We start from the raw sequence: 26,605 nt of genomic DNA on the forward strand, positions 1-26,605 counted from the left end.
CGTTCCTGCTCTTGCCCTGGCCTTCCCTCAACCCGGACCGCCAGACCAGTTCAGACCCTGTCCTGCTGCGGGCGAAGCCCGTCCATGATGACCAAGACGTAATTCTCGGCGAGTGCCGGTGATGCGGATTCCGACCTCGCGATCGCGTAGGTCACCTCGCTGATCAACACGGTAACGATGGTGGCGTCGATGTCGGTACGGATCGCACCGCCGTCGCGGGCCCTGGTGATCAGATCGAGCCCGACCTTGTTCAGAGCGGCTCGTTGCGCCGTCGTACTCGGTAGCTCCATGTCCCCGAGCCGTTCACCCATGATCCAGTGCGCGGACTGGAACGCGATCACCTCGACGAGGAAGCCTCGAAGAGCCTGTTCGGCATCCGGCTCAAGCAGCGCGTCCCGGCCACGCTGAACGAGCGGTTCGAGCAGCTCGGCCACGGCCGCGTCGATGAGCGCCTCCTTGCTGCCGAAGGTGCGCACGACAGTGGCCGCTCCCACGCCCGCCCGCTGCGAGATTGCGTCGACGGTGATGGCGACGCGCCCCTCGGCGAAGAGGGCCTTCGTCGCCGCCAGCACACGTTGGCGATTGCGGACGGCGTCCGCCCTGCGTCGCACGCCATCGGCGGCAGGGGTTGACATCTGAAACGACCATTCCATATCGTCAAGTGGAACGTGTATTTCACTTAGCCTACGAAAACTCCCCGGAACACGCAAGCGGCGCACGTGCCACTGGCGTGCTCCTCGCTGCGCCAGCAAGGAGGAGTCAATGAACCAGCGGATTCTCATCTCCGGGGCCAGCATCGCGGGGCCGACCCTGGCCTTCTGGCTGGCCAGGTATGGCTTTGCGCCCACAGTGGTCGAGCGTGCGCCCCGCCTGCGCGAGGGCGGCAACGGTGTCGACGTACGCGGGCAGGCCGTTGACGTCGTCGAACGGATGGGGATCATGTCGCGAATCCGCGCGGCGGCGGCGGACGTGATCGGCATGTCCTTCGTGGACGCGGACAATCGCAGTGTGGCTCGCATCGACATGCGGGCGATCCAGGGCAGAGCCGCCAGCACCGAGGTCGAGATCATGCGCGGCGACCTGGCGGCGATCCTGCACGAGACGACAAAGGACGACGTCGAGTACATCTTCGATGATTCGATCCGCACCTTGGACCAGGACGACGATGGCGTGACGGTCACCTTCGCGCACGCTCCGACCCGCCGGTTCGACCTGGTCGTTGGCGCCGACGGCACACACTCCACCGTGCGGGATCTGGCCTTCGGCCCGGAATCGCGGTTCCTCAGACACCTCGGGTACTACTTCGCATCCGCCAACGCGGACCCTGGCCTGGGTGAGCGGCGGTGGGTGACGCTCTACAACCGGCCGGGTCGGGCGGCGGGAATCTATCGCTCGGGCAACCACGCCGCGGCGAAAGTGAACTTCCTGTTCCGCAGCAGGCCCCTGAGGTACGACCACCGGAACGTCGAGCAGCAGAAGCGATTGCTGAGGGAGGCGTTCGCCGACCTGTCATGGCACGTCCCGGACCTGCTGGCGGGCGCACTCACCGACCCCGACTTCTACTTCGACGCACTGAGCCAGGTGCGGATGACGTCGTGGTCGTCAGGGCGCGTGACGCTCGCCGGGGACGCCGCGCACTGTGCCTCACCGGCTGCGGGTGCCGGGGCGACGCTGTCCCTCATCGGCGCCTACCGACTCGCGGGAGAACTCGCATCCGCCGGTGGGGATCATCGGATCGCCTTCCGCCGGTACGAACACGGCCATCGAAGGATGGTCCAGCGGAGTCAGTCGAACCTCTTCATCGGCATGATCGCGCCGAAGAGCCGGGCCGGCATCTGGGCTCGAAACACGATGGCCCGACTCCCCCTGCTCGGAGCCATGGCAGGAGTGGAACGACGCCTACAGCCGAGGCTCCTGCCGCTGCCGCACTATGGGCCGGCCGCCGGGTCTCAGTCGAGCTAGGCGAACCACCCGCAGCCGGCCGGGGCCCCACAAACCAGCCCAGAGGGGCCGGAGCCATCGTCGGCTCCGGCCCCGTCGGTACGCCCGGTCCCCGCTACAAGGTCGGGTACTGGGCCAGATAGATCGGAGCGCCGACCTTCGTCATGTCGGCCGCGTCCCCGACGCCGTTGACCACATGGTCGATCGTGCCGGCGCTGAGGTTGACGGTCATGATGTGGTGCAGCCGCACCCCAGGCCGGTCCGGGACCTCGAAGCCGTTCTCGGTGTGGATCGACGGGTTGTTCTGGTTGAAGACGTACACCCCACCGCCGTACAGGGTGTGGTGACGCACCCGGTCACCGACCTTGTACCCGGCCCAACCCTCGACCGGGCCGTTCATCCAGTCGGCCTGCGTCGGCGGGTCGTACGGCAGCTCGTTCTGGTAGAGGATCGTGGTGCCGTGCTCGCCGTTCCAGACCGTGTTGTAGCGCTGGAAGTGCTCGACGAACAGGCCGGTCGCTGTCACGTGATCGCCGTTGATGACGGCGCCGTAGCGACCGGTGTTGGTACGCCAGCGGTCGGTGTCACCGTTGACGCCCTCGGTGAAGCCCTCGACGCCGTGATCACCGCGCCACACCCAGGTGTGGTCGATCAGCACGTTGTCGCTGTTGACCTCCAGCGCGGTGTTCGTCCGTCCGATGTGTGGGCCGCCGACTCGGAAGTACACGTCGGAGAGCGTGGTCGGGTTGTGTGGGCTGCTCGCGTTGTGGCCGTGCTGGCGTCCGACCCGCAGCAGGACCGGTGATTCGACGGTGCCGGCGTCGATAGTGACACCGGCGACGATCACCCCTGGCACACCGGCCACATCCAGCGGGATCGCGCCGTTCACGGCGGTGAGCGTGGCGTGCCCGATCCCGAGCACGACGGTGTTCGGGCGCCGAACCTCGATGCTGCGGGCGATGTCGTAGGTGCCGGGGGTGAGCAGCAGGTGCTTGCCGCGCGCCAACTGGCTGTTGATGACGCGGACCGGGTCGGACGGCTTGGCGATGAAGAAGTCATCGATCCCGATGGTCCGCCCCGGCGTGATGCCGTCCGCCCAGGAGACGCCCCGGCTGTCGCGTTGCGCGGCAGGCACCCGTACCTGGTAACGACCCTTGCCGTCGACGAAGAGGTAGGGCTTCTCCCGGCTGAGCGGGGTGGCCTCCAGTGTGGTGTACGGAGGGTCGGGGAAGGTGGCGTCGTCGGGCGCGCCCTCGACCCCCGCGAACACCTGGTTCCACACCGCGTTGGACCAGCTCGCGACCTCGCTGTTGCGGGTCAGCCACTGCTGCTGGGAGCCGTTGGTGGTGGCCGGCAGCCGCGAGTCGGCGATGAACCCGCCGCTGGCGTACTGCGGGCCCGCGGTGCAGTAGTCCATCAGCGACAGGCCGCCGCCGCCGATGTTGAGCCGGCGCATCGACACCGCCTGGGAGACCGCCCAGAAGTTCGCCGTCGACCGGCAGTCGTCCTGACCGGCCGCATTGATGGTGAGCGAGAGGTTGGACAGGGTGCGCCAGAAGTTCACCAGCGCGAGGCAGTTGCCGGTGCCCCCGTCGGCCAGGCATCGGTTGTAGACCTCGATCTTGCCGTTCATTGTGACGTCGGTGGGCGAGGCGCCCAGGCCGGACACCTCGGTGTAGTAGCCGACCTTGGCCTGCAACGGCTGCGCGGCCGTGCCGTACGTGCCGGGCTTGAACAGGTACGCGTGCCGCTCCGTGCCCATCTCGTTGTCGACCTGGCGGGCGTGCGCCGCGTCGAGGGTCTGCTGAATCTCGCCGACCGGCATCGACGGGTCGAAGATCGTCACGTTCGGGCCGAAGTCGGGTGCGCCGTGCGTCGGGCGGCCGGCGCTGGCCGCCGTGCTGGTCATCGTGGTGGCGGTGGTCAAGACCAGAGCGAGCAGGAGGGTACGACCGGATCTCCGGCGCACGTCTCGGGACGGGGTTGTCATGTGGTTCGTCCTCTCCGCTGGCCGGGGCGTACTTCCGGCGCAGCTGGGGGCGGTGAGAGCGCTCTCTGACCCTTGCCGCCGGAGGTTGGGCCGGGCCGGAAGGGGTTGAGATGTTTCTACCCGTTAATCCGCCCACACGCCACGACCAGGAGTGGCGAACCTTCGCGCCGGGCCGCGACGCGAGCCCCCCTCCCCGCGATCTTGCACTTTCTGTGGCCGCTACACGGCTTTCGCGCCTTATGGCACTGCACAAAGCGCAAGATCGCGGAGTTGGTCGGCGCGCTTACGGTCCACTTCGGGTCGCGTTGCCGGCGCTAGGATGACCGCCGTGCAGTTCGGGGTGCTCGGGCCGCTCGCCGTGACCACGGACGCCGGCGAGCCGGTGGTGGTGCCCGGCACCAAGGTACGGGCGTTACTGGCCGACCTGTTGGCCAACCGCAACCAGGTCGTCTCGGCGGACCGCCTCATCGACGACCTGTGGGGTGACGACGCCCCCGCCAATCCGGCCGGAGCCCTCCAGGTGCGGGTGTCTCAGCTCCGCAAGGCGCTCAACGACGCCGAGCCCGGCGCCCGCGAGCTTGTCGAGTCCCGGCCACCCGGCTACCTGCTGCGGGTCGACACGGTCGACGTCGGCCGCTTCGACGAGCTGGCCCGCTGCGCCGATGTCGAACGGCTGACCGAGGCCCTCGCGTTGTGGCGCGGCGAGGCGTACGCCGACGTGGCCGACGCCGAGTTCGTGCGCGCCGAGGCGGCCCGCCTCGCCGAGCAGCGCCTCGTCGTTCAGGAGCGGCTGGCGCAGGCCCGGCTGGCCCGGGGCGAGCATGACCTGGTGGCCGCGGACCTGGCCGAGTTGGTCGCCAGGCATCCGCTGCGCGAGGGCCTGCGGGCGGTGCAGTTGCGCGCGTTGTACGCGGCCGGCCGCCAGTCCGAGGCGTTGGAGAGCTACGCCGAGCTGCGGGCCCGGCTCGCCGAGGAGCTGGGCCTCGACCCCGGCCCGGAGCTGGTCGCCCTGCACCGCGGGATCCTCGAACAGGACGCCGGCCTGAACGCCCCGCCGAGGGCGGCGACCATCCGGAACAACCTGCCGGCCCCGCTCGACGAGTTGATCGGGCGGGACGAGGCGCTGGCCGAGCTACTGGCGCTGCTGCCCCGGCAACGACTGGTCACGCTGGTCGGGCCAGGTGGCGTCGGCAAGACGCGGCTGGCCACCGAGACGGCCCGAGCGACGTCCTATCCGGACGGTGTCCGACTGGTCGAGCTGGCACCACTCCCGGCCGGCGACGCCCGCGTCGCCGAACAGGTGCTCGCCGCCCTGGGCGCCCACGAGGCCGCCGGAACGACCCAGTCCCCCGCCGACCGGGTGGTCACGGCCCTGCGGCACCGGCAGCTGCTGCTCGTGCTGGACAACTGCGAACACGTCATCGAACCGGTCTCCGAGCTGGTCGCCCGGCTGCTGCGCGACGTGCCCGGGGTGAGCGTGCTGGCCACCAGCAGAGAGCCACTCGGGCTGACCGGTGAGCTGATCTGGGAGGTACCCCCACTGCCGGTGCCGGACGACGGTGACCTGGACGCGGTCCGGCGCTCGGCGGCGGCCCGGTTGTTCGTCGCCCGCGCCGCAGCGCAGCAGCGCGGTTTCCGCCTCGACGGGCAGACCGCGACAGCGGTGGCCCAACTCTGCCGCCGCCTCGACGGTCTGCCGCTGGCGTTGGAGCTGGCCGCGACCCGGGTCCGCGCGCTGGGCGTACGCGGGGTGGTGGACCGGCTCGACGACCGGTTCCGGTTGCTCACCACCGCGCAGCGGGACGTGCCACCTCGACAGCGGACACTCACCGCGGTGATCGGCTGGAGCTGGGACCTCCTGGACGAGTCCGACCGGGTGGTGCTCGCCCAACTGGCGGTGTTCCCGGACGGCTGCACCCCGGAGGCCGCCGAACAGGTCTGCCGAACCGACCTGGACGTCCTCGCCCGGCTGGTGGACCGGTCGCTTGTGGTGCTCGACGACTCCGGTGCGGCCCCCCGCTACCGGCTGCTCGAATCGGTGGCCGCGTTCTGCCTGGACCGCCTCACCGACGCCGACGAGGTACGCGGGCGGCACGCCACCTACTACACCGAGCTGGCCGAACGGGCCGACCCCGGGCTGCGCGGGGCCGACCAGCAGCGGTGGCTGGCACTTCTCGACACCGAGCTGGCGAACCTACGGTCGGCGCTGGCGCACGGTGGCGGGCTGCGCCTGGCTGTCGCACTGAGCTGGTACTGGTTCCTGCGCGGCCGGCTCACCGAGGCACGGCGGGCGCTGGCCGTGCCCGGCGACCCGGAGCAGGAGGCCCGCGCGGCACCCTGGCGGGTCGGTTTCGCTCTGTCGCAGGGTGAGGTGATCGCACCGGAGGACGTACGCGCCGCAGTGGCCGCCGACCCGGGCAGCCACGCCGCGTGGTTCGCGGCCAACGCGGTGATCGAACACGGCGACCTGGCCCTGGTGTCGGAGCTGCTGCCCACCGCCGCAACCGATCCGTGGACCGAGGCGGCGGCGCTCACCTCCCTGGCCCACATCGCCCACGCCAACGGTGACCAGGCCACCCTGGAGCGCACCGCGACCCGCAGCGCCGCGCTCTTCGCCGACCTCGGCGACCGGTGGGGTCGGCTCCGGGCGACCGAGTGGGTGGGTGGGCTGGCCGACATGCGCGGCGAGCACGAGCGCGCCGCCGCGCTGCACCGCGACGGGCTGCGCTGGGCCGAGGAGCTGGCGCTGTGGCCGCAGGTCTGCGCCGAGCTGTCCTGGCTGGCCTGGCTCGCCGTGCAGACCCGCGACTACGCGCAGGGTCGGGAACTGGCCGAACGCGCCTACGACCTGGCGGTGGACCAGGGCTCGCCCGGAGCGTTGATTTTCGCGGAGATGAGCCTCGGGCTGGCCGCCCGCCGCGACGGCAAGCTCGATCTGGCCGTCACCCACCTCAGCCACCTCGCCGACCTGGGCCGCGGCGAGAGCCAATCCGCGCTCTACCTGCCGATGGTGCTGGTCGAGCTGGGCTACGCGGTCGAGCAGGGCGGCGACCCGGACGCCGCGTTGGCCCTGCACATCGAGGCGTTCGAGGCCGCCGAGGCGATGGCGACGATGCGCGACGCGGTCGGCCCGCTGGAGGGGATGGCGGCGGCGGTCCGCTCCCCCGAGGTCGCCGCCCGACTGCTGGGCGCCGCAGCCGCCGCCCGACTCGCCACGCGGTCCCCCGCCGCTCCGGCCGAACGCGACGACACCGACCGGACGACAGCACGACTGCGGGCCGAACTCGGGCCGGAACGCTTCGACGCGCTGCTCGCCGAGGGCGCGCAGCTGAGCCCGGGCGAGGCCCGGGCCCAGCTCTGACCGGTGCTCAGGAGGACACCTTCGGCTGGTACGAGGCGACGATCACGCCGCTCTTGTGCACCCGGGTGTCGACCAGGTCGAACGACGCCTTGACGTCGGCCAGCGGCGTGGTGAGGCTGGGGCCGCCCTCCAGCACCGGGTGGATCCAGAACCGAACCTCGTCCACCAGGCCCGCCCGGAGCAGTTCGGCGGTGACCGAGCCGAAGCCGTACTGGATGATGTTCTTGCCCGGCCGGGCCTTGAGCGCGGTGACCGCCTCGACCAGGTCGCCCTGGAGCACCTCCGTGTTGTTCCAGGTGGGGTTGGTCAGGGTGGTCGAGGCGACGTACTTCTTGACGTTGTTGAAGTACGCGGCGCCAGTGGTCGGGTCGCTCTCGTCCCTGGTCGGCCATGCGGCGGACATGCCGTCGTAGGTGGCCCGGCCCATCAGCATCGCGTCGGCCTCCTCGGTCTGCGCCCCGGCCAGGCTGGCGGCCTCCTCGTCGAAGTACGGCATGGTCCACATCGGGTTTTCGATGACGCCGTCGAGGGTGATGTAGGTCGAGTTGATGAGCTTGCGCATCGGGATCTCCTGGGTGTCTGTCGTGCTCTCCGGTGACACCCAGAACTCTGCCGGAGCCCGCTTACGATTCGCTTCAGGTGCTCTTACCCGCGTCGTCGACGGGGCCCCGCGCCGGGTCGGTCGACGGGATCGGCAGCGCCTGCGGGGTGACAGTGCCGCCGCCGGTCGAGTGGGCCGGGGCGGGGCGGTCACCGCCGCGGCTGTGCAGCCGCCCGCGCCCCGCCGGCCCGGCCCGCCGGGTCACCTCGACGGTCACCATCCGCACCGGCGGTGGCGGCGGCGTGAAACGCCCGACGCCCCACCGCACCCAGATCGGGATCCGGCCGGCGTCCGCCTCCGCGCGCAGCTTCTGCACCGTACGGGCCCGGTCGGTGTGGTCGACCTCCACCACGACGGGTGGGCCGTCCGGACGGGCACACGCCACGTCGAGCACCGAGTGTCGCTGCTCCAGCGGCGGTGGCAACGGCAGCACGCTTGGCGCACGCCGGTAGACCCGCCAGCCCTGGGCCTGCGCCCACCGCACCACCGAGTCGATCACCCGTGCGGTGACCTCGTCGGTGTCCAGGTCGACGAAGGTCACCTCGGCCAGCCAGCGACCCAGGTCCGCGGCCAACCGCTCGTCCTGCGCCGCGACCTCCACCGGCGCAGGATAACGCCTCAGCCGAAGACGCCCGCGGTCGCGGCGAGGTGCCGGGTCAGCCAGCCGGTGGTGGCCGCACGGGCCGCCTCGGCGTTGGTCCGGGACAGGAAGTCGTGCCCCTCCCCGGCGAGCACCAGGTGCCCGTGCGGCACACCGCGGTCGGCGAGGGCCTGGGCGACCTGCGCCGACTCGCCGGCCGGCACGTTCGTGTCGTTGGCGCCGTGGATCAGCAGCACCGGCACGTCCAGCCGGTCGATGTGGGTCAGCGGGGAGAGGTCGCGCAGCAGGTCGGCGTCCCGGCGCGGGTCGCCGTACTTGCTGACGGCGGCGGCGGCGATCCACGGCTCGGTGCCGGCGAAGAAGGTCCGGAAGTCGGAGATGCCGCACTCGGCGACCCCGGCGGCGAACAGCCCGGGGAAGTTCACCAGCACCGCGAGGACCAGGTATCCGCCGTAGGAGCGACCCAGACAGCCGAGCTGGCCGGGCCGGGCGACGCCAGCGTCGACGAGGAAGTCGGCGCAGGCCGCCACGTCGGCGATCGCGCCGAAGCGGCCGGCGAGGTTGTCGGCGGCGACGAACGAGCGGCCGAACCCGGACGACCCACGGACGTTGGGCGCGAAGACCGCGATGCCCTTTGCCACCAGGGCCTGGAACAGCGGGTTGTAGCCGGGACGCTCCTGCGCCTCCGGGCCACCGTGCAGGCTGATCGCGGTCGGCCACGGGCCCGGCCCGGCCGGGCGGTAGAGCCAGCCGGAGAGCGCCAGCCCGTCCCGGGCGCGCAGGTCGAGAAGGTGCGGTGCGACACCGGCATCGTCACAGCGCGGGGCGGTGGCCGGCCGCAGCGGGCGCGGCACCCCGGTTGACGGGTCGACCAGCCACAACTCCCGGGGCTGCACCGGCCCCTGCGCGGTGAGGCAGAGCAGTCCGCCGTCGGCGGCGAAGACGGCGTCGCCGAGCACCTCGCCGGGGGCGGTGACGGCCCGCTGCACACCGCTGGCGAAGTCGAGCAGGCTCAGCTCGCTGCGCCCGCCGTAGGTGTTCCACAGCAACGCGCCGCGCTGCCCGTCCGCGCTGGGCGTGACGTGTTCCAGCTCGGCGTCCGGTCGCCCGGCGAGCCGGGTCGGCGGCTGCTCCGGTCGGGTCAGGTCGACCCGCACCAGCGCGGCGAGTTCGGAGTACGCGTCGGTGCGGGCCAGCACGCACGTTCCGTCCGGGCCGAACCAGCCCTGGTCGGTGCTGCCCCGCCCGGTGTCCGGGAACAACCGCCGCCGAACGCCGGTGGCCACGTCGAGCACCTCCAGCCAGCGGGCGTTACGGGGACCACGGCGCAGCAGCGCCACAGCAGCGTCCGGGGTCACGTCCAGGAGGGTGAGCAGGTCGCCCTCAGCGAGCACCCGCCGGTGCCCGGTGGCCGCGTCGACCAGCAGGGCCTGCCCGTGCTCGTCGGTCTCGGTGACCGCCAGCACCGCGCCGTGCGGCAGCCAGCCAGCCAGCGCGGCGCTGCGGCGACCGAACCCGGCGACCTGGTGACGTCGCGTACCGTCCGGGCGCAGCACCCACAGCTCGGTGCGGGGCGCGCCACCGGGGGCGACGACACAGGCCAACCACCGGCCGTCCGGGGACCAGCTCAGCGCGAGGACCGGCTCGTCACCGACTGGCACCGCGACGGGCTCACCCGCGTCGACCTGGCAGACCCAGACGCCGGGCGTGCCGGCCCGGTCCGAGAGGAACGCCACCCGGCGGCCGTCGGGGGACGGCGCGGGGGCGAAGTCCTCGCTGATCGGCACCGGCGGCGGCACCGGCCGGTGGCTGGCGGGTCGGGGCCGCCGGGTGGTGCGCGGCGGCTCAATCCGTACGCTCATCTAAACCCCGATCCGCTGCAACCAGAGCTCCAGCAGCCCGAGCTGCCAGAGCGCGTTGGAGCCCAGCGTGGTCCGCCGGGCGTTCGGCGCGTCCAGCAACTCCTCCAGGTAGTCCTTGCGGAACAGGCCCCGCTCGCGCGCCGGTCCGGCGGTCAGCGCGTCCCGCACGTCGTCGAGCAGTGGACCGGAGAGGTGCCGGATGGCGGGCACCGGGAAGTAGCCCTTCGGCCTGTCGATCACCTCGTCCGGGACGATGCCCCGGCTCGCCGCCTTCAGCACCCCCTTGCCGCCCTGCGCCAGCTTCAGGGCCGGTGGGCAGGCCGCGGCCAGCTCGACCACCTCGTGGTCGAGGAACGGCACCCGGGCCTCCAGCCCCCAGGCCATCGTCATGTTGTCGACCCGCTTGACCGGGTCGTCGACGAGCATCACCAGGCTGTCCAGGCGCAGCGCCGCGTCCAGCGCGGTGTCCGCTCCGGGCGCGCCGAAGTGCGCGGCGACGAACTCCAGGCTGGCGGCGTGGTCGAGCATCCACTCGGGCGCCAGGTGCCCGCCGAGCGCGTCGTGGCGACGATCGAAGAACACCCGGGCGTACGCCTCGACGGCGTCCGCGCGGGCCACGTTGGCCATCGGCGGGTACCAGTCGTAGCCGGCGAGGATCTCGTCGGCGCCCTGGCCGGACTGCACCACCGTGATCCGCTGCGAGACCTCCTCGGAAAGCAGGTGGAACGCTACGCAGTCGTGGCTGACCATCGGCTCGCTCATCGCCGCGATGGCCTGGTGCACGGCGGGGACGAACCGCTTCGCGCCGATGCGGATCTGCTGGTGGTCGGTGTCGAAGTGGCGGGCCATCAGGTCGGAGTAGTGGAACTCGTCGCCGCTCTCCCCCGCCGCCGCCTCGAAGCCGATGCTGAAGGTGGCCAGGCCGGTCTGGCCCTGCTCGGCCAGCAGGGCGACGATCAGGCTGGAGTCGAGACCGCCGGAGAGCAGCACGCCGACCGGCACGTCGGCGACCATCCGCCGTCGTACGGCGGTGCGCAACGCCGCCATGAGCCGTTCCTGCCACTCGTTGGCGGACATGGCGGGGACGGCGGCCCGGTTGAACTCCGGCCGCCAGTAGATGGTGTCGGTGCTCCGGCCGTCTGCGGTGATCACCCGCACGGTGGCCGGCGGCAGCTTGCGGACCCCGGCGAGGATCGTGCGCGGCGGCGGCACCACCGAGTGGAAGCTCATGTAGTGGTGCAGCGCCACCGGGTCGAGGTCGGTGTTCACGTCACCGGCGGCGAGCAACGCCGGCACTGTCGAGGCGAAGCGCACCCGGCCCGGCCCTTCGGCCAGGTAGAGCGGTTTGATGCCGAGCCGGTCCCGGGCCAGCACCATCGTGTGTGTGGCCAGCTCGACCAGGGCGAACGCGAACATCCCGTAGAACCGCTCGACGCAGGCCGCCCCCCACCTGTGGTACGCCTTGAGGATCACCTCGGTGTCCGAGGTGGACCGGAAGGAGTAGCCGGCGGTGGTCAGCTCGTCGCGCAGCTCCCGGTAGTTGTAGATACAGCCGTTGAAGACAGTGGCCAGACCCAGCTCGGTGTCGACCATCGGCTGGGCGCCCGCGTCGGACAGGTCGATGATGCGCAGCCGGCGGTGCACCAGGGCCACCGGCCCGTGCTGCCACCGACCCTCGCCGTCGGGGCCCCGGGAGGCCAGGGCGGGGAGCATCCGCTCGACGGCGGCCAGGTCCGGCGGCGCTCCGTCGAGGCGGAACTCGCCTCCGATACCGCACATGGCGTACACCTCTCATCGGCTGGATCCGCTGGGGGCCGCTGACCGGTCCAGGCTTGGCGGCCCGGGTTGCGTCCCGATGACGGGTGGGTCAAGCGTCGGTTACGCCGACTGTTCGTCGGCTCCACCGAGCAGCCAGGTGTCCTTCGACCCGCCGCCGCGCGACGAGTTGACGATCATGCTGCCGGCCGGAGCCACCCGGGTCAGTGCCACCGGCGCGACCTCGGCGGTGTCACCGAGGAACACGAACGCCCGCAGGTCGACGTGACGGGGAGCCAGCGCCGTGCCGTCGAAGACCGGGTGGGTGGTCAGCGCGATCATCTCCTGGGCGATCCACCGGTGCGGGGCCGCGAGGATCTGCTCCCGGACGGCGGCCAACTCCTCCATTTCGGCGCGGGGGCCGATCACCACCCGGTCACCGCCGTACCCGTCGACCGGCTTGAGCACCAGCTCGTCGAGCCGGCCCAGCACCTCGGCCCGCTGCTCGGGCAGCCCACACAGGTACGTCGGCACGTCCCCGAGTAGCGGCTTCTCGCCCAGGTAGTACTCGATCAGCCGGGGCACGTACGCGTACAGCGCCTTGTCGTCACCGACACCGTTGCCCAGCGCGTTGGCCAGCGTGAGCCGCCCGGCGTGCACTGCGGCGAGCAGCGGCCAGCCCAGCGGCACCCCGTCCGCGCCGGGCGCGTGCAGCAGCGCCTCCTCGTCCATCCGCAGGTAGATCACGTCGACCTCGCGGCGGCAGCCCTCGCGGACCAGTCGGACCCGACCCTCCTCCACCAGCAGGTCGCTGGTTTCGGTCAGCGGAACCCCCATCTCGTCGGCGAGCAGCCGATGCTCGAACCACGCCGGGTCACCGGGGCCGCCGCTGAGCACCACCACGGCGGGGTCGTCGGCAGCGGCGGGCGCGGCGGCGACCAGCGCCCGGTACAGCATCGCCGGCGTCTCGTCGGCGGGCAGCAGATCCTCCGGCACCGGCAGCTCCGGCAACACCGCCTGGGTCAGCCGACGGTTCTGCACCGCGTAGCCGATCCCGGAGGGCACCCGCAGGTTGTCCTCCAGCACGTACCAGCCGCCGTCCGGGTCCCGGACGAGGTCGGTGCCGGACACCTGGGCGCGGGTGCCCCGACGGCCCATGAGCGCGCCTGTCGGGCGCAGCCCGGGTGAGGACTCCACCACCCACGCCGGCACCACACCGTCGGCCACCACGGCCCGGTCGGCGTAGACGTCGCGCAGGAACGCGTCGAGGGCACGGGCGCGTTGCACCAGGCCGGTCCGCAGGCTCCGCCAGTCGGCGGCGGGCACCACCCGGGGCACCAGGTCGACCGGGAAGAGCCGGGTGCTCGCCTCGCCGGCCACGCTGAACGTCACGCCTCTGGCCCGCTGCTCCTCGTCCCGGTCGTGTTCGCGTTGACGCAGGGCCCCGGCGCCGAGTTGGCGCAGGGCCGCGAGCATCGGGGCGTACGCCGGTTGCGGTCCGGCCGGTCCGAAGACCTCGTCGCCGGCGTCGACGTACGTGGGCAGCGCCGGCGGTGTCGGCGCACCCGGCAGCGGAGCACGGACCCGGCCCCGGGTCTCGTCGAGCAGCAGGTCGACCACGTCGGCCAACCGGCCCCGTCGCTCGTACGCCCGCCGCTGCCGCGCGGCGCAGCTGCCACGTTCCAGCGCGTACCGGGTCAGCTCGCTGACCTGCTCCCAGTCCCCGGTCGCCACCAGCTGTGGGCGCAGGTCGGTCACCAGGCGGCGGACCGCCTGGGCGGCCGGCACCGGTCGGGCCGACCGGGGCAGGTCGAGCAGGTCACCTTCCAATCCGGAGCGGGCGGCCCGCCACACGGCGGCGCGCAGTACCGGTGGTCGCACGGCAGTGCGTTCCACACCGGCGCGCAGGGCGGCGACCTCCCGTCGGACGAGCGCCCGGAACAGACCGGTGAGCAGGACGATGGTCTCGACGTCGGGGTTGGCGTCGGTGATCCGTAGCTCCACTGTGGGCACGTGCGCCGACGGCCGGACGTCGAAATAGATCATGGCGGGGTCGGTGATGGTCTCGGAAGAGATCAGCTCGGCGACCAGCGCCTCGTGGTCGGCGGCGCTGGTCACCTCGCCCGGGTCACCGGCGGTGGGCCAGCGCTGCCAGGCCAGGGAGCGGACGCTGGCGTAGCCGCTGTCCTGACCCATCCAGTACGGCGAGCTGGTGGAGAGGGCGAGCAGCACCGGCAGCCACGGCTGGACCCGGCGGGTGACCGCCACCGCCAGGTCCCGGTCGGAGACACCGACGTGCACCTGCGCGCCGCAGATCAACTGCTCCCGGGCGAGCATCTGATACTCGTCGAGCATCCGCCGGTAGCGGGAGGTGGGGGTGACACTCGGGTCGCCGTCGGCGCGCAGCGGCACCGTACCGGCCGCCACGATGCCCAGACCGGCCCGGTCGGCGACCTGGACGGCCGCCTGACGCAGCCGGGTCAGCTCGGCGCGGATCTCGTCCAGGGTGCGGCAGACAGCGGTGTTGGTCTCCACCACGCTGCGGTGCAGTTCGGCGGTGAACGAGGCCGCCGGCAACCGGTCGAGCAACTCCCCGGCGCGGGGCACCAACTCCCGGGTGTGCAGGTCGACGACGTGGAACTCCTCTTCCACCCCGATCGTGGCCAGGTCCGCCGGGTCGCCGTCGTCCAGCGACAGGACCGGATTCGTACGGGGGGTGGGCAGCGTCCGGCCGTTGCCGGACCGGCCCACCGGCTCGTCGTACGTCGGCGCGTTCGTGGTGTTGTCGGCCATTGTCACCCCGGTTCGCGTGTCGGTGGTCTGGCTGTCCGACGAGCGTTCCCAGGGTTGGTACCGGGGGTGTTTCCGGCGCGTTAAGGTGACGCGCCCGTTCTGTTCGCGCTGCTCAGCGTCGCGCAGTCCGGTACTCGATGGCCGCGGCGACCCGGTTGGCGGTGGCGGCGTCGAGTTCCCGTTCCGTGAGCCACAGGCCCAGATCGAGTCCGGCCGACAGCGCGCCGGCGGTGACCCGGTCACCGTCGTCGACCACCCGCTCGTCGAGGACTGTGACGTCGTGCGCGCGCAACTCGTCGTACGCGTTGCGGTTGGTGGTCGCCCGCCGACCCGTCAGCAGGCCGGCGGACGCGAGCACCAGCGCACCGGTGCACACCGACGCCATCCACCGGGCCGATGGTGCCAGCGCGGCCAGCCTCGCCGGCAGCACACCGTGCTGCGCCTGCGCCCAGGCACCCTCGGGCGCCCGGTTCAGCCATCCGCCACCCGGGACGATCACACCGTCGGCCTGACCCAGCACCTCGGGGACCTGGAGTTGGACGCCCCGCATGCTGGTGACCAGCCCCGACCGTTCGACGGCGACCAGCGCCACGTCGAAACCGGCCATCGACAACACCTCGAACGGCCCGAAGACGTCCAGTTCGTCGAAGCCGTCGAACACCACGATCTCGATTCGCATACGGCCCAGAATCTCCCGTCGAACGGGCGGCGACGAGTGGCATCCTTGCCATCATGCGTAAGAGTTCCGCCACGCATCGGGTCGCCGTTCTCGCCCTGCCCAGAGTCGTCGCCTTCGATCTGACCATCGCGACGCAGGTGTTCGGCCACGAGGGCCACGGTCGGTACGCGATGACTGTGTGCGCACTGGACGGTGGCTCGGTCACCACCACCACCGCCGGTCTGGAGCTGACCGTCGCCGCGACGCTTGACGCGCTCGACGACGCCGACACGGTGATCGTGCCCGGGTTCCGCCGTGGCCCGGCGCCGGCGCGCGCCCTCGAAGCGCTGCGGCTCGCCCACCGTCGTGGCGCTCGCATCGCGTCGATCTGCACCGGTGCCTTCGCGCTGGCCCAGGCCGGTCTGCTCGACGGCCGCCGCGCGACGACCCACTGGGCGCACGCCGACGCGCTCGCCCACGAGCACCCACTGGTGTCAGTGGACGCGGGTGCGCTCTACATCGACGAAGGTGAGGTGCTCACCAGCGCCGGACTCGCCGCCGGTCTTGACATGTGCCTCTACCTCGTCGGCCGCGACCACGGGCAGGCTGTCGCCATCCAACGGGCCCGGCACATGGTCACACCACTGCACCGGGCCGGCGGTCAGGCCCAGTTCATTCCGGTCGACGTAACGGGTCCGGACGACGAGTTGGCCGCTGTCACCGCTTGGGCGAGCGGCAATCTGCACCGCCCGATCACCGTCGCGGACCTTGCCCGGCAGGGTGTGATGTCCAGCCGTACGCTGCACCGCGCCTTTCAGAGTCGGCTCCGGATGAGCCCACGAGCCTGGCTGATCCAGCAACGGCTGCGCGCCGCCTGCACTCTGCTCGAGGACGGCGCAATCACCATCGACGAGATCGCACGGCGCACCGGCCTGGGCACGGCGACCAACCTCCGGGCGCATTTCCAGCGGGCCTTCGCCACCACCCCTACCGCGTACCGGCGGGCTTTCACCCCCTGACCCTGCGACGGTGGTCGTGCTGGGGGGTGATGTCGGGGTGTCCCGCCGGCCTGGACACCCCGACATCAGCAGTCTCGATTCGAACAGTCCCGGTCAAGGCGCCGCCGGGATCACCTCATGTTCGCCACCACGAACGGCGCGTGGCCGTGCAGGTGGTTGGTCCACCCGCCGGTCACCGGCGCCCCCGGGCTGAGCAGGTTGGTGGTGTCGGTGCCGACGTCGAGTTTCCAGGCCGTCCAGGAAATGCCGTTCGCCTTCATCCAGTCGATCCAGGACTGCGCCTCCGGCAGACAGGACCGGCCGTCGAGGCCGCCGTCGGCGTTACTGGCACCCCATTCCGTGACGAACAGCGCCAGGCCCGCGCGGATCGCCGCGTCGCCCTTGGCGCGCAGCGACGCCCCGTGCGTGCAGGAGTAGAAGTGCAGGGTGTACATCAGGTTGGTGCCGGTGACCGGGCTGGCCGCCGCGACGTCCACGTCCTGTGACCAGGTCGGGGTGCCGAGCACGACGATGTTGTCCGGGTCGGCGGCGCGGATCGCGGACACCACCGCCTGGTGGTACGGCTTGATGACATTGGTCCAGCTCACCTGGAGCGGCTCGTTGTAGGGCTCCCAGATGACGTTGGGCAGGTGGCCGTACCGGCGGGCCAGGTCACCGAAGAACGCCACCGCCTGGGACTGGTTGTTCTGCGCCTCGTGCGCGTGCCAGTCGACGATCACGTAGACCCCGGCGGTGACCGCGTTGTTGATGATGGTCTCCACCTGCGCGCGCGCCTTGGCCGGGTCACTGAGGTACGCCCCCGCCGGCTCCACGCCCATGGCCGCGCGGATCACCTGGAGATTCCAGTTGTCGCGCATCCACGTCAACGCGGAGAGGTTCTCGGCGTACGGGGCCGTCTCCCAGTTGAGCCACATGCTGCTGATGCCCCGCAGCTGCACCCGCGCGCCGGACCTGTCGCACATCGTGGTGCCGCAGACCCGCAGTTGCCCGTGTCGCTCGACAGGCGTGCCGGTGGTCGGCGGCGGGGTGGTCGGGGGCGGCGTGGTAGGCGGCGGCGTGGTCGGGGGCGGGCCGCCGGCGCAGGACGCGCCGTTCACAGTGCAGTTGACCGGGGTGCCGGTGCCGTTGACGAGGAAGCCGAACGAGGTGGAGGCCCCGGCGGCGAGGGTGCCGTTCCAGGACACGTTGGCGAAGGTGTAGTGGCTGCCCGAGGTCGTCTGTTGCGCGTTCCACGACTGGCTGACCGTCGAGGAGGACGGCAGGTCGAACTCGACCCGCCAGCTGGTGATCGGTGCGGAGGTGTCGTTGGTGACGGTGACCTGCCCCTGGTAGCCGTTGCCCCAGTTGTTCGTCACCGAGAACACGGCCCTCGCCGCGCTGGCCGGTGTGGCGGCGACCACTGCCACCCCACCGGCGAGCAGGCCGGCGACGGCCAGGGTCGTGACAAGTCTCAGTGTGCGCATGCGGAACCCGCTTCGGATCGACGGTGGTGGTCTGAGGCGGGGCGGCGCCTGCGCGCACAATATCGATCAATGACTATGGGAGCAAGGTGGGGCGCTGGCCCCCGCGGCGCTCAGGCCGCTGGGCGTACCCGGTAGGCCAGGTGGGTGACGCCATCGCCCTCGACGACGCTGAACGGGCCGTCCAGCTGAAGTGGCGCGATCCTCAGGTCGGCGAAGAGCGGGATGCCGGCGCCGAGCAGGACCGGGACGAGGTCGACGTGCACCTCGTCGAGCAGGCCGGCCTCGACGACCTGGGCGGCGATGGTGCCGCCGTTGACGCCGACCTCCTTGTCGCCGGCGATCGCCTTCGCCCGGGCGATGGCGCTCTCGATGCCGTCGGTGACGAAGACGAAGGAGTCGTTCTCGGGCGCCCAGCCCTCCGGCACGCTGTGCGTGACAACCACGACCGGCACGTCCAACGGATGCCGGCCACCCCACCCGCTGGTGATGTCGAAGAGCCTCCTGCCGACGACGAGCGCGCCGGTCCGTTCGGTGCGAGCCCGCAGGTGCCGGGCGCTCGCGGCGGACGTCCGGAAGGTCAGCTCGGGGTCGACCGTCGGCGTCTCGACGTCGCCGTTCTCGTACCACTGGAAGAGATACTCGAAGCCGCCATGGGACGCGTCCGCGATGTAGCCGTCCAACGACATCGTCGCCCCGGTCGTCACCTTCGTCATCGATCCACTCCTCGGTCCGTGGGGTGTCGGCTCGTCGGCCTAGCCTTCTCCCAGTGTCAGCCGTGGCCGTCAGGGGCGCAGCGCGTTGAGCACGAGGTCGGCGTAGCGGCGCCACACCGCCGGGTCTCGCTCGTCGAGCACGATGAGCTGCCGGACCGCTCCGCAGAGGATTACCCGGATGTCCAGCTCCCCGGCGTCCGGACGGATCTTGCCGGACGCTCGGGCTGCCGCCACCAGTTGCCCGATCAGTTCCAGGATGCGCGCGGCGGGCACCAGCCGGCCCTCGAAGAACGCGTCGGCGAGGACCCGGTCGCGGGCGAGGCGTCCGAACAGGTCGGGCACGAAGGAACACCATTCCCGGTACGCGTCGACGCCGTCGAGCGCAGCACGGATGCGCTGCTCCAACTCCTCGAACTGCCGCTGGACGACAGCGACGATCAGGTCTTCCTTGCTGGGGTAGCTGCGGTACACAGTCGCGCGACCCACCCCGGCCCGCTCCGCCACCTGCGGCACCGTCACCTGGAGACCCTGCTCGCTGAAGAGCTCCCGGGCGGCGGCGATGACCCGCTCCTGGTTGCGACGGGCGTCCAGCCGCCGGTGGGGCGTATCCGGGTCGCTCGGCGTCGGCGCGGTCATCGCCTCAGTCTGCCCGCTCGGTCTCGTCGGTCAGCAGCGGCTCGTCGCCGTACACGGTGCTGAGTTCGACGTTGAGCACAGTGGCCACCCGGCCGAACGACCAGTAGTACCCGATCACCTGGAGCACCTCGACGATCTCGCGCTCGCTGAGGATGTGCCGCACCTGGTCGAAGAGGTCGTCGGGAACGCGCGGTGACCGCACCACCTCGGCGGCGAACCGGATGAGCGTGCGGTCGTACGCGCAGAGGTGCGGGTTGTCGACGTCCCGACTGCTGATGATCCCCCGGGTGCGCTCGTCGACACCGGCCGTCGCGGACATCGGGCCGTGCTGGGCCGCCACGAACTCGCACCCGGTGTGCGCGGCCACGGTGAGGATGACCAGCTCCCGCGAGCGGGCGGGCAGCTCCAACGAGGTGAACTGCGCCCTCGCGAGCTGGATGAAGAGGTTCACGGTGCCGGTCGAGTGGGTCAGCATCTTGACCATCGGGTCGGGCGGCAGGGCGGACAGAACGGCGCGGACGTCGGCCGGAATCGTGTTCGGGTCGGGGTCGGTAAGGCGGGGCATGGCTCTCTCTTCTTTGTTGGTGGTCGAGGTGGGGTCAGGCGGGCAGGTCGAAACCCGTCTCGCTGAGGTGGCGGAAGCGGCCGTCCTCGGCGTACGTCCCGAAGATGGTGATCTCCCGCCGGGCGGTCGACCCGTCGGCCACTGTGATCTCGTAGACGTGTCGTTCGGCGTAGCGCAGACCGTCGCGCAGCTCGTCGAGGACCCGCACGGTGCCGCTGACGATCTGACCGCGGACCTGGGTCACCATCTCGACGAATCCGGCCCGGTCGAGGGTCTCGCCGTCGCTGCGGTGGGTGTAGTCGGGGGCGTAGAACTCGTCGAGCGCCTCGGTCAGGTCGCGCGTCGGCTCGAAGACCACAGCGCGCAGGGCGTCACTGATCCGTACGTAGGTCATGGGGCTCCTCGTGGGTCACTCTCAGGCATATCCGGACTCGCAGGTCCGCTTAGCTCTCACCGTACCGGACTCCCGAGTCCACATCCGGTGAGAGTCGTCACCTGCCCGGGAACATCAATGCCCCGCTCGGCGGGTGCGGGTCGGCCGGGCCAGTCGTAGCGTGGGCGCATGCGAACCACCACGCTGGGCAGCACCGGACCCGAGGTCGGCGTCATCGGCCTCGGCTGCATGGGCATGAGCCACGCCTACGACATCACCGGCCCTCACGACGACGACACGTCGATCTCCGTCATCCGACAGGCACTGGACCTGGGCGCGACACTGATCGACACGTCGGACGTGTACGGGCCGTACACAAACGAGGAGCTGGTCGGGCGAGCGCTGGCCGGCGGTCACCGGGAGCGGGCCGTACTGGCCACGAAGGTCGGCCTGGTGGCCACCTCCCCCACCGGCGACACCGGCAAGTTGCCGAAGATCGGCAACAACGGCCGCCCGGAGCACATCCGCACGGCGATCGACGAGAGCCTGCGCCGGCTCGGCACCGACCACGTCGACCTCTACCAACTGCACCGGGTCGACCCGGAGGTGCCCATCGAGGAGTCCTGGGGCGCGATGGCCGAGGTCGTGGCAGCGGGCAAGGCCCGGCAGCTCGGGTTGTCCGAGGTGACTGTCGCGCAGATCGTGCGGGCCCAGGCCGTGCACCCGGTGGCATCGGTGCAGTCCGAGTTGTCACTGTGGACGCGCGACCCGTTGACCGAGGTGTTGCCGTACTGCGCCGAGCAGGGCATCGCCTTCCTGCCGTTCTCCCCGCTCGGTCGCGGCTTCCTCGCCGGCCGGTTCACCTCGTTCGACGACCTGCCCGCCGACGACTTCCGGCGCGGCCTGCCGCGCTTCCAGCAGGACGCGCTGCGCGCCAACCTCGCCATCGTCGCCCGGGTCCGGGAGATCGCCGACCGGGCCGGCTTCAGCCCCGCGCAGGTCGCCCTCGCCTGGGTGGTCGCCCAGGGTGACCAGGTCATCCCGATCCCCGGCACCAAGACCCCGAAGTACCTGGTGGACAACTGCTTGGCCGCTGACGTGCGGCTCAGCGCCGAGGACCTTGCCGACCTGGACGCGCTGCCCGCGCCCGAGGGTGGCCGCTACTGAGGCTCCGGCGGCCCGGCACCGCGTGGCCGGGCCGCCACCGGCGGGCCGAACCTGACCCCGACACCGGGCGAGTAGAGCACGCTCACCGGTGGCCCGACCGGTGCCGGTAGCCCGGCGGCGGCGACCAACTCGTCATCCAGGTGCAGCATCTCGGCCCGGTGCAGTGGCCAGCTCGGATGCCAGTTCGGTAGGTGCAGCGTGCGCCCGTACGCCCGGGTGTGCAGCCCCCAGCGGGCGGTGACGAAGTGTTCGAGCGGGGTCGGCTCGACGATCCGCTCCCCCACCCGCACCACCATCCGGCTCGTCACGCCCGCTGGCCCCGGCCAGCGTCTCCGGCAGCGGTAGGTGCGACGGTCGCCGTCGCGATCCAACCGCATCGACGACCACAGGTACGGCAGGCGCAGCGTCGCCCGCGCCACCAGCACCGGCAGCAGGCGGGACGCGTCGAGCGAGCGGAACACGACAGCTCGGCGGCCGGCGTCGTCGACGGAGTAGAGCCGGACGTTTGTCTCCCAGAAGGTGCCGAAGTACGGCACCCCCGGCCCCCGGCCGAGGCCCAGCCCGACCATCCGGAAACCGATCAGGCCGACGTAGCTGACCCCGTCCAGGGTGTCCGGACGGGTGCCGGCGGGCAGCAACGGCGCGACCACCTCCGGAGCGACGGCCCAGTGCAGGAAGGTGAGGTCCTCCCAGCGTTGGCGCAGGAGCGCCCAGGGGAACGCCTGCCGGGGCGCGTGGTCGACCGGTTCGGGGTGCACACTCCCATCGTCGCCCAGGCGGTGAACCGGCGTGGCCTCAGGCGTGCGGACCGACACTGACGGTGCCGATGGTCAGCGACGCCTTGCCCTCCAGAATCTCGCCAACCCGTTCGACCTCCTCCCCCAACGCCCGCTGCTGGGCGGCTCCGAGCGCCCGCAGCGGCTCGACGGTGACCCGGATCGAGCGGCCGGAACGGCGTTGATGCCACACGCCGGCGACCACCCCGTCGACCAGCAGCACCGGATAGTTGCCGGCCTGACCACCGGCGAGCGCCCGCTCGGCGGCGGCACCGGGAAAGAGCCGTTCGCGGGGGTGGCAGCCAACCGCGTACGCGTCGAAGTACGGCAGCAGCCGCAACCCGGACGGCCGGTCGTCGGGGAACTCGGTGTCGTCGGCGGTCACCCAGGCCCCTGTGCCCTCCACCGTCACCTCGGTCAGGTCGAGCGAGTCGAACAGCAACGTCCCCCACCCCGTGGGCACCCCCAGCCACCGGGCGAACTGCGCCGGGGTGGCCGGCCCGTACGCGTGCAGGTAGCCGCGGACGAGGGCGGCCAGAGCAGCCCGGCCGGGCATCGGCGCGAAGTCGGGCAGCCACCGGGTTGGGCTGGTGTACGTGCTGGCCCGACCGCGATTCGGGCCGAAGCAGACCACTCCGGCCCGGGTGGCGGCGGTCATCGCCGCGACCCACCGGGGCCACTTGTCCTGAAACGCCTCCATGACCAGGTCACCCGCCCACGGGCCGGTACGGGCGACGACCTCCTCGGTCAGCTCGGCGGTGGTCAGGTCGGCCTCGGCGACCGCGTCGGCGATGGCCGCGAGGACCTGCTCGGTCTGCCGGGGCGTCAGCAGGACCACACTCCGCTCCCACGACGGGGCCGGCAACGCGGACAGCGCGCCGACCCACATCGGCAGGTCCGCCGCGGCGAGCAGGTGCACCGTCCCGCGCGGCCCCCGGGTCTTGACCACTGTGCGATCGGTCCACAGTGATCGGCGCACCAGGGCGCGGGTCGCGCCCGGCACCCGCAGCCCGATGGACAGCTCGGCGGCCGACGCGATCTGGGCGTGCGCGCCGCAGATCGCCGACACCACGTCGGCGACGCGCGCGGCGTCCGGTGCCGTCGGCGCGGCCGACGGGTCGAGCCGGTGCCGCTGAAGACGTCGAGCGGAGACCTGAGCCCAGGTCAGCTCGATCATCGCGGGCCCGCGAAGAACGCGCGGATGACCGCCGCGTGCGCCAGCGGCTCATCCATCGCCACGAAGTGGCTGCCCGGGTAGAGGCTCACATTGGTGAGCAGGTGGTCCCGGTCGATGGCCTGCTCCGGCGTCGACACCGTCATGGTGACCTCCTTCAACGTCTGCATCATCCAGGCCAACAGCCCGGCGGGCGGGTCGTTCCAGGGCTGCGAAATGGCGTCATGCCGGGAACGCTACGGCCCATGTAGGACAGCTTCTGGCACACATCGCTGGCATTTTGGGATCATGTCCGACACCCCCGCCCGACTGCTGGGCCTGTTGTCGCTGTTGCAGACGCCCCGCGAATGGCCCGGCAGCGAGTTGGCGACCCGGCTCGGCGTCAGCCTGCGCAGCAACGCCGACACTCTGGAGTGGCTGGCGTGGCGCCTGCTGACCCTCGGTTACGACATGGAGGTGCACGAGCCTCCGGAGTTGATCGCGCACCTACGGCAGATCGGCTCCCGGGCGACCCACGCCGCCAGCCCGTCCGCAGCGTAGGACGGCCGGCGGCCCGGGGCATCGGCACGCCGGTCCGCCGTACGCTTGGTGGAGCACAAGCGTTCAGAACAGGCGTTTCGGGGAGGAACTGGGCGTGACGCAGAGCGACGGGGAGCTGGTCGTACTCGCGCAGGCGGGAGACGCGGCTGCGCTGGGGACGCTGCTGGCCCGGCACGAGGCCGGGATGCGGGCCGTCGCGCTGAGCGTCCTCGGTTACGGACCGGACGCCGAGGACGCGGTGCAGGACGCGATGGTCGTCGCCCTGCGTCGCATCGGCGAGGTCCGCGACCCGAACGCCGTCGGCCAGTGGTTGCGAGCCATCGTCCGCAACAACAGCCGGATGACGTTGCGTGGGCCCAGAGCCGTCCCGGTCGCCGAACCCGAGTGGTTCACCCGCCCCGCCGACACACCCACCCCGGAGGAGGCACTGGACCGGGTCGCGATGCGCGACTGGGTGTGGCACTCCCTGGGGCAACTGTCCGAACCTGACCGGCTCGTCACCCTGCTGCGGTACTTCAGCGACGCGTCCTCGTACGACCAGATCGCGGCAGTGTGTGGCGTGCCGGTCGGCACCGTCCGCAGCCGCCTCAGCCACGCCCGCCGGGCGCTCGCCGGCGGCCTGCGGGCGGCGGCGGACGCCGCCCACACGGACGTCGCCGCCTCGAACGACTCGCGGTGGCGGGCGGGCCACGACATGATCACCACGGCGATGGGCGGCGACTTCGAGCGGGTGGTCCGCGAGAGCTGGTGGCCGGAAGCCGAGATGATCGTGCCGGGCGGCCCGCGCGGTGGCCGTGATCTGGCGATCAACGGCATGAACCGCGACCTGACCGCCGGGGTACGTCAGCGGCTGCGCAACGTGGTGGCCAGCGGCAACGTGCTGATCTGGGAAACCGACCTGATCAGCCCACCCGACGACCCGGAGCACTGCCCACCCGCAGCGCTGTGGTTGCAGGTGCTGCGCGAGGGCCGGGTACGCCAACTCACCCTCTTCCACCCCGTCCCCGCGCTGGTCTGAAGAAACTTCTCCGACCGAGCGAACTTTTCCCGCGCCCCGCGCATCTGGTCCGCGTCATGCACCAGTCGCCGTGTCGGCGGACGCCGCGCGGGTCTCGGATCGGGAGATAGTTCATGGGTTTCACCAGCCACGACGTCAGCGCCCTCGCACCCGGCGCCCACACGTTCACGGTGGATGGCGTTCGGCAGGTCTACCACGTCGCCGGCACCGGCCCGGTCTGCGTGGCGCACTCCGGCGGCCCGGGCATCGAGTGGGAATACCTGCGGACGCCCAGCCTTGAGACGCACTTCACGATGGTCTACGTCGAGCCAGTGGGCACTGGCGCGTCGGGGCAGCTCGACAATCCCGACGATTACCGTCTCGACACGTATGTCCGGTTCCTGCACGCCGTCGTGGAGCACCTCGGCGAACCCCGGGTATACCTCCTCGGGCACTCGCACGGTGGTTTCGTCGTCCAGCGGTACGCGCTGGCCCACCCGGACCGGATCTCGGGCCTCGCCCTGTACGACACCTCGCCCGTCACCGGAGCCGAATTCTGGGGCGAGGCCATGGCCGGCCTCGCCGCCTACCCGCAGCGGCACCCGGACCGGCCGGAGGCGGCGGCGGTCCCGGCTGCCTTCGCGCAGATCGGCGGCGCGACTGACAACGAGTCGTTGGGGGCCGCTCTGCGCGCCGCCCTGCCTGTGTACTTCGCCGACTTCTGGGGGCGACAGGACGAGTTCGCCCCGTTTCAGGCGGCCGTCCGGATCTGGGCGACGCCGGCCGGCGCGCAGGACCCCACGCCCTTCGACGTGCGGGAGAACCTCGGTGAGATCACCGTGCCCGTCGTGGTGATCGTCGGAACGTACGACTTCATCTGCGGCCCCCGCTGGGCCGAGCAGTTGCACGCGGGGCTTCCGGACTCGCGGCTGGTGACGCTGGAGCGAAGCGGACACTTCGCGCACATCGAGCAGCCGGTGGAGTTCACCGACGCTGTGGCGGAGCTGCTGAAGCGTTGACCCACAGTGGCGCCGCCCGCCCCGAGGTTCGTTCGTCACAACGGGCAGGCCTCGGGATGCTGGCGCGTTGCACGGTCATAGGCTGAGCGCTTTGCTGCACCGTGACGAAGAGGAGACCACCGTGAGCCAGACCGAACGGATGGATTCCGTCGACGAGTGGAACGTGGTTGAGGACGACGGCGTCCTGGACGCCTCCGACACCCTCGACGACGACCGGGTCGGCGACCCCCTCGACACCGGCATCATCGCCGAGGACCACTGGACGGCGGCAAACCGGTTCGGCACCACGCCAGCCGAGGAGCGCGCGGGCGAATCGCTGGAGCAACACCTCGCCCAGGAGGTGCCGGATGTCGACCCGTACGCCGAGGGTGGCGACGACGAGGACGAGCTGACCCGCCGGGGGTACGAGGCGGAGGCACGCGCCGGCCGTCTCGTCGCCTACGACGAGGGTGTCCGCGAGGACGACGAGGCCGAGTCGGTGGCGTGGGACGCCGGCATCGACGCGGGTGCCGCCAGCGCGGAGGAAGCGGCGATCCACGTCGTCGAGGACCCGGACGGGCCCGGCGACGGTCCATTGCGCTGACGCCGTACCCGCCGCGCC

23 protein-coding genes and 1 pseudogene are annotated in these 26,605 nt (G+C 71.6%); 8 read left to right on the top strand and 16 right to left on the bottom strand.

The genetic code is table 11. The features are described 5' to 3' along the window. Positions 1-50: 50 nt before the first annotated feature. Positions 51-572 (bottom strand): helix-turn-helix domain-containing protein, encoded by a 522-nt coding sequence (locus tag AB0B98_RS00630; protein WP_357359607.1) that lies wholly within the window; start codon positions 570-572, stop codon positions 51-53. A 190-nt stretch (positions 573-762) separates the two neighbouring features. Here AB0B98_RS00630 and AB0B98_RS00635 point away from each other — a divergent pair, with 190 nt between their 5' ends. Then, the gene (locus AB0B98_RS00635; RefSeq protein ID WP_357359609.1) at positions 763-1,962 is read left to right on the top strand and encodes an FAD-dependent monooxygenase; all 1,200 of its coding nucleotides are present in this window, start codon (positions 763-765) and stop codon (positions 1,960-1,962) included. A 94-nt stretch (positions 1,963-2,056) separates the two neighbouring features. Here the strand turns inward: AB0B98_RS00635 and AB0B98_RS00640 are convergent, their stop codons facing one another. Continuing rightward, a complete protein-coding gene (locus AB0B98_RS00640) occupies positions 2,057-3,931 on the bottom strand; it encodes an adenylyl cyclase (RefSeq protein ID WP_357359611.1) in 1,875 nt (624 codons plus the stop codon). Positions 3,932-4,250: 319 nt separating this feature from the next. Here AB0B98_RS00640 and AB0B98_RS00645 point away from each other — a divergent pair, with 319 nt between their 5' ends. Continuing rightward, on the top strand, positions 4,251-7,292 hold the full coding sequence (locus AB0B98_RS00645; protein ID WP_357359613.1) for a BTAD domain-containing putative transcriptional regulator: 3,042 nt from the start codon (positions 4,251-4,253) through the stop codon (positions 7,290-7,292). Positions 7,293-7,299: 7 nt separating this feature from the next. On the opposite strand, the gene AB0B98_RS00650 is transcribed toward AB0B98_RS00645, so the two are convergent. The 6 genes from AB0B98_RS00650 to AB0B98_RS00675 form a co-directional block, all read right to left on the bottom strand. Further along, complete coding sequence (locus tag AB0B98_RS00650; protein ID WP_357359615.1) at positions 7,300-7,854, bottom strand: dihydrofolate reductase family protein; 555 nt, start codon at positions 7,852-7,854, stop codon at positions 7,300-7,302. A gap of 73 nt (positions 7,855-7,927) precedes the next feature. Further along, complete coding sequence (locus AB0B98_RS00655; RefSeq protein WP_357359617.1) at positions 7,928-8,494, bottom strand: hypothetical protein; 567 nt, start codon at positions 8,492-8,494, stop codon at positions 7,928-7,930. 17 nt (positions 8,495-8,511) lie between these two features. Continuing rightward, positions 8,512-10,356, bottom strand: a complete 1,845-nt coding sequence (locus tag AB0B98_RS00660; protein ID WP_357359619.1) for a prolyl oligopeptidase family serine peptidase — start codon at positions 10,354-10,356, stop codon at positions 8,512-8,514. Continuing rightward, a complete protein-coding gene (locus tag AB0B98_RS00665; protein ID WP_357359621.1) occupies positions 10,357-12,135 on the bottom strand; it encodes an N-acetylglutaminylglutamine amidotransferase in 1,779 nt (592 codons plus the stop codon). A gap of 99 nt (positions 12,136-12,234) precedes the next feature. Further along, on the bottom strand, positions 12,235-14,904 hold the full coding sequence (locus AB0B98_RS00670) for a carboxylate--amine ligase/circularly permuted type 2 ATP-grasp protein (RefSeq protein WP_357359623.1): 2,670 nt from the start codon (positions 14,902-14,904) through the stop codon (positions 12,235-12,237). Positions 14,905-15,016: 112 nt separating this feature from the next. After that, positions 15,017-15,583 (bottom strand): DJ-1/PfpI family protein, encoded by a 567-nt coding sequence (locus tag AB0B98_RS00675; RefSeq protein WP_357359625.1) that lies wholly within the window; start codon positions 15,581-15,583, stop codon positions 15,017-15,019. Between the two features lie 53 nt (positions 15,584-15,636). Between AB0B98_RS00675 and AB0B98_RS00680 the strand changes: the two genes are divergently transcribed. Next, positions 15,637-16,581 (top strand): DJ-1/PfpI family protein, encoded by a 945-nt coding sequence (locus AB0B98_RS00680; protein ID WP_357359627.1) that lies wholly within the window; start codon positions 15,637-15,639, stop codon positions 16,579-16,581. Positions 16,582-16,691: 110 nt separating this feature from the next. On the opposite strand, the gene AB0B98_RS00685 is transcribed toward AB0B98_RS00680, so the two are convergent. From AB0B98_RS00685 to AB0B98_RS00705, 5 genes are all read right to left on the bottom strand, one after another. Continuing rightward, complete coding sequence (locus AB0B98_RS00685) at positions 16,692-18,044, bottom strand: cellulase family glycosylhydrolase (RefSeq protein ID WP_357359629.1); 1,353 nt, start codon at positions 18,042-18,044, stop codon at positions 16,692-16,694. 110 nt (positions 18,045-18,154) lie between these two features. Beyond that, positions 18,155-18,757, bottom strand: coding sequence for a dihydrofolate reductase family protein (locus AB0B98_RS00690; RefSeq protein ID WP_238669389.1), 603 nt, complete (start codon positions 18,755-18,757; stop codon positions 18,155-18,157). Positions 18,758-18,826: 69 nt separating this feature from the next. Further along, entirely contained in the window at positions 18,827-19,393 is a 567-nt protein-coding gene (locus tag AB0B98_RS00695) for a TetR/AcrR family transcriptional regulator (RefSeq protein WP_238669390.1), read from the bottom strand. Between the two features lie 4 nt (positions 19,394-19,397). Beyond that, the gene (locus AB0B98_RS00700) at positions 19,398-19,958 is read right to left on the bottom strand and encodes a carboxymuconolactone decarboxylase family protein (RefSeq protein ID WP_357359632.1); all 561 of its coding nucleotides are present in this window, start codon (positions 19,956-19,958) and stop codon (positions 19,398-19,400) included. Between the two features lie 34 nt (positions 19,959-19,992). Continuing rightward, positions 19,993-20,352 (bottom strand): hypothetical protein, encoded by a 360-nt coding sequence (locus tag AB0B98_RS00705; RefSeq protein WP_238669392.1) that lies wholly within the window; start codon positions 20,350-20,352, stop codon positions 19,993-19,995. A 168-nt stretch (positions 20,353-20,520) separates the two neighbouring features. Between AB0B98_RS00705 and AB0B98_RS00710 the strand changes: the two genes are divergently transcribed. Beyond that, positions 20,521-21,498 carry an aldo/keto reductase gene (locus tag AB0B98_RS00710; RefSeq protein ID WP_357359635.1) on the top strand — a complete coding sequence of 326 codons (978 nt, stop codon included), beginning with the start codon at positions 20,521-20,523 and terminating at the stop codon, positions 21,496-21,498. Here the strand turns inward: AB0B98_RS00710 and AB0B98_RS00715 are convergent. The 3 genes from AB0B98_RS00715 to AB0B98_RS00725 are packed head-to-tail and all read right to left on the bottom strand — an operon-like array spanning position 21,492 to position 23,594. Continuing rightward, positions 21,492-22,256 carry a DUF2071 domain-containing protein gene (locus AB0B98_RS00715; protein ID WP_357359637.1) on the bottom strand — a complete coding sequence of 255 codons (765 nt, stop codon included), beginning with the start codon at positions 22,254-22,256 and terminating at the stop codon, positions 21,492-21,494. The genes AB0B98_RS00710 and AB0B98_RS00715 overlap by 7 nt on opposite strands. Before the next feature lie 37 nt (positions 22,257-22,293). Continuing rightward, on the bottom strand, positions 22,294-23,451 hold the full coding sequence (locus tag AB0B98_RS00720) for a winged helix DNA-binding domain-containing protein (RefSeq protein ID WP_357359638.1): 1,158 nt from the start codon (positions 23,449-23,451) through the stop codon (positions 22,294-22,296). Then, on the bottom strand, positions 23,448-23,594 hold the full coding sequence (locus AB0B98_RS00725; protein WP_357359640.1) for a hypothetical protein: 147 nt from the start codon (positions 23,592-23,594) through the stop codon (positions 23,448-23,450). The genes AB0B98_RS00720 and AB0B98_RS00725 overlap by 4 nt, the downstream gene beginning before the upstream one ends. A 142-nt stretch (positions 23,595-23,736) precedes the next feature. Between AB0B98_RS00725 and AB0B98_RS00730 the strand changes: the two are divergent. From AB0B98_RS00730 to AB0B98_RS00745, 4 genes and pseudogenes are all read left to right on the top strand, one after another. Beyond that, positions 23,737-23,895, top strand: a pseudogene (locus AB0B98_RS00730) (transcriptional regulator); the annotation flags it as partial. 187 nt (positions 23,896-24,082) lie between these two features. After that, entirely contained in the window at positions 24,083-25,006 is a 924-nt protein-coding gene (locus tag AB0B98_RS00735) for a sigma-70 family RNA polymerase sigma factor (protein ID WP_357359642.1), read from the top strand. 113 nt (positions 25,007-25,119) lie between these two features. After that, positions 25,120-26,004 carry an alpha/beta hydrolase gene (locus tag AB0B98_RS00740; protein ID WP_238669399.1) on the top strand — a complete coding sequence of 295 codons (885 nt, stop codon included), beginning with the start codon at positions 25,120-25,122 and terminating at the stop codon, positions 26,002-26,004. Positions 26,005-26,125: 121 nt separating this feature from the next. Next, positions 26,126-26,587 (top strand): DUF5709 domain-containing protein, encoded by a 462-nt coding sequence (locus tag AB0B98_RS00745; RefSeq protein ID WP_238669400.1) that lies wholly within the window; start codon positions 26,126-26,128, stop codon positions 26,585-26,587. Positions 26,588-26,605 lie beyond the last annotated feature (18 nt).

The organism is Micromonospora sp. NPDC048947 (assembly GCF_040649495.1).
Taxonomy (GTDB): domain Bacteria; phylum Actinomycetota; class Actinomycetes; order Mycobacteriales; family Micromonosporaceae; genus Micromonospora; species Micromonospora alfalfae.

Coding starts and splice junctions, on each gene's coding strand:
- AB0B98_RS00635 (WP_357359609.1), top strand. CDS start 763: ATGAACCAGCGGATTCTCATCTCCGGGGCCAGCATCGCGGGGCCGACC.
- AB0B98_RS00640 (WP_357359611.1), bottom strand. CDS start 3,931: ATGACAACCCCGTCCCGAGACGTGCGCCGGAGATCCGGTCGTACCCTC.
- AB0B98_RS00645 (WP_357359613.1), top strand. CDS start 4,251: ATGACCGCCGTGCAGTTCGGGGTGCTCGGGCCGCTCGCCGTGACCACG.
- AB0B98_RS00650 (WP_357359615.1), bottom strand. CDS start 7,854: ATGCGCAAGCTCATCAACTCGACCTACATCACCCTCGACGGCGTCATC.
- AB0B98_RS00660 (WP_357359619.1), bottom strand. CDS start 10,356: ATGAGCGTACGGATTGAGCCGCCGCGCACCACCCGGCGGCCCCGACCC.
- AB0B98_RS00665 (WP_357359621.1), bottom strand. CDS start 12,135: ATGTGCGGTATCGGAGGCGAGTTCCGCCTCGACGGAGCGCCGCCGGAC.
- AB0B98_RS00670 (WP_357359623.1), bottom strand. CDS start 14,904: ATGGCCGACAACACCACGAACGCGCCGACGTACGACGAGCCGGTGGGC.
- AB0B98_RS00675 (WP_357359625.1), bottom strand. CDS start 15,583: ATGCGAATCGAGATCGTGGTGTTCGACGGCTTCGACGAACTGGACGTC.
- AB0B98_RS00680 (WP_357359627.1), top strand. CDS start 15,637: ATGCGTAAGAGTTCCGCCACGCATCGGGTCGCCGTTCTCGCCCTGCCC.
- AB0B98_RS00685 (WP_357359629.1), bottom strand. CDS start 18,044: ATGCGCACACTGAGACTTGTCACGACCCTGGCCGTCGCCGGCCTGCTC.
- AB0B98_RS00690 (WP_238669389.1), bottom strand. CDS start 18,757: ATGACGAAGGTGACGACCGGGGCGACGATGTCGTTGGACGGCTACATC.
- AB0B98_RS00695 (WP_238669390.1), bottom strand. CDS start 19,393: ATGACCGCGCCGACGCCGAGCGACCCGGATACGCCCCACCGGCGGCTG.
- AB0B98_RS00700 (WP_357359632.1), bottom strand. CDS start 19,958: ATGCCCCGCCTTACCGACCCCGACCCGAACACGATTCCGGCCGACGTC.
- AB0B98_RS00705 (WP_238669392.1), bottom strand. CDS start 20,352: ATGACCTACGTACGGATCAGTGACGCCCTGCGCGCTGTGGTCTTCGAG.
- AB0B98_RS00710 (WP_357359635.1), top strand. CDS start 20,521: ATGCGAACCACCACGCTGGGCAGCACCGGACCCGAGGTCGGCGTCATC.
- AB0B98_RS00720 (WP_357359638.1), bottom strand. CDS start 23,451: ATGATCGAGCTGACCTGGGCTCAGGTCTCCGCTCGACGTCTTCAGCGG.
- AB0B98_RS00725 (WP_357359640.1), bottom strand. CDS start 23,594: ATGACGGTGTCGACGCCGGAGCAGGCCATCGACCGGGACCACCTGCTC.
- AB0B98_RS00740 (WP_238669399.1), top strand. CDS start 25,120: ATGGGTTTCACCAGCCACGACGTCAGCGCCCTCGCACCCGGCGCCCAC.